We start from the raw sequence: 1,060 nt of genomic DNA on the forward strand, positions 1-1,060 counted from the left end.
ACGGGGTAGTGGCCCCTATCCACCCGCACCCATTCCTGGCCCAGCCCTCGCGCTGGGCTTTTTCATTTCCGCCCCGCCGAGGGGATTCGAGACCATGAAAATGCCCGACAAAGACCCCATCACGTGGGCTGCGCTGCTGGCGTGGCTGTCTGCGCACTATCCGCAGCTGTACGCCGCCGGCCTGTCCTTTGTGGTCGCGCTGACCCGGGTGATCTACGGCGGTGGAACGCGGCGCCAGGCGCTGCTCGAGGCAACGCTCTGCACCTTGATTACCTTGGGCCTGATTCCGGTCCTTGAGTGGTTCGGCCTGCCACAGAACATGGCTACCGCTGCTGGGGTGTTCACCGGTTTCCTAGGGGTGAAGAAGATCGCCGAGTTCGCTGATCGGATCGCCGACTGGAAGTTTCCGCGCCGGGGGGCTGGCGAATGAAGATCACCGCTGACCAACTCGACCGCGCTACCGGGTGCGGTGCTGCTACTGCCTCGACTTGGGTTGAACACATCAACGGCGCCATGGCCCGGTTCGAGATCAACTCGCCCGAGCGTGTGGCGATGTTTCTCGCCCAGGTCGGGCACGAAAGCCAGAGTCTGCGCCGATTGGTCGAGAACCTGAACTACTCCGCCGAGGGTCTGCTCAAGACCTGGCCGAAGCGGTTCACGCCGACCGAGGCGAAGCAGTACGCCCGCCAGCCAGAGCGCATCGCGAACCGCGTCTATGCCAACAGGATGGGCAATGGGTCGCCGGATACGGGCGATGGGCATCGATACCGTGGTCGTGGCCTGATCATGATCACCGGCCACGACAACTACGCCGAAGCTGCACGCGCCCTAGCGCTGCCGCTGGTGGCGCAGCCGGAACTGCTGGAGCAACGGACCTGGGCAGCCATCGCAGCGGGTTGGTTCTGGCAGTCGCGCGGTTTAAACGATCTGGCCGACCAGGGCCGTTTCGAGAAGATCACCCTCCGCATAAACGGATCGTTTACCGGGGCCGAGGATCGCAACGCCCGGCTCGAATGGGCGCGTGCTGCGCTCAAGGGGGAATGATGCTCGGGTTCACGAC

At 64.2% G+C, this 1,060-nt stretch carries 2 protein-coding genes; both read left to right on the top strand.

The genetic code is table 11. The features are described from left to right. Positions 1-94: 94 nt before the first annotated feature. The gene (locus HMPREF2581_RS28555; RefSeq protein WP_003119044.1) at positions 95-430 is read left to right on the top strand and encodes a phage holin, lambda family; all 336 of its coding nucleotides are present in this window, start codon (positions 95-97) and stop codon (positions 428-430) included. After that, the gene (locus tag HMPREF2581_RS28560; RefSeq protein ID WP_003119045.1) at positions 427-1,044 is read left to right on the top strand and encodes a glycoside hydrolase family 19 protein; all 618 of its coding nucleotides are present in this window, start codon (positions 427-429) and stop codon (positions 1,042-1,044) included. The genes HMPREF2581_RS28555 and HMPREF2581_RS28560 overlap by 4 nt, the downstream gene beginning before the upstream one ends. Positions 1,045-1,060: the final 16 nt, after the last annotated feature.

It is taken from the genome of Pseudomonas sp. HMSC057H01 (assembly GCF_001836405.1).
GTDB lineage: Bacteria > Pseudomonadota > Gammaproteobacteria > Pseudomonadales > Pseudomonadaceae > Pseudomonas > Pseudomonas aeruginosa.

Excerpts from the sequence above, each read along its gene's own strand:
- HMPREF2581_RS28555 (WP_003119044.1), top strand. The coding sequence starts at position 95 with ATGAAAATGCCCGACAAAGACCCCATCACGTGGGCTGCGCTGCTGGCG.
- HMPREF2581_RS28560 (WP_003119045.1), top strand. The coding sequence starts at position 427 with ATGAAGATCACCGCTGACCAACTCGACCGCGCTACCGGGTGCGGTGCT.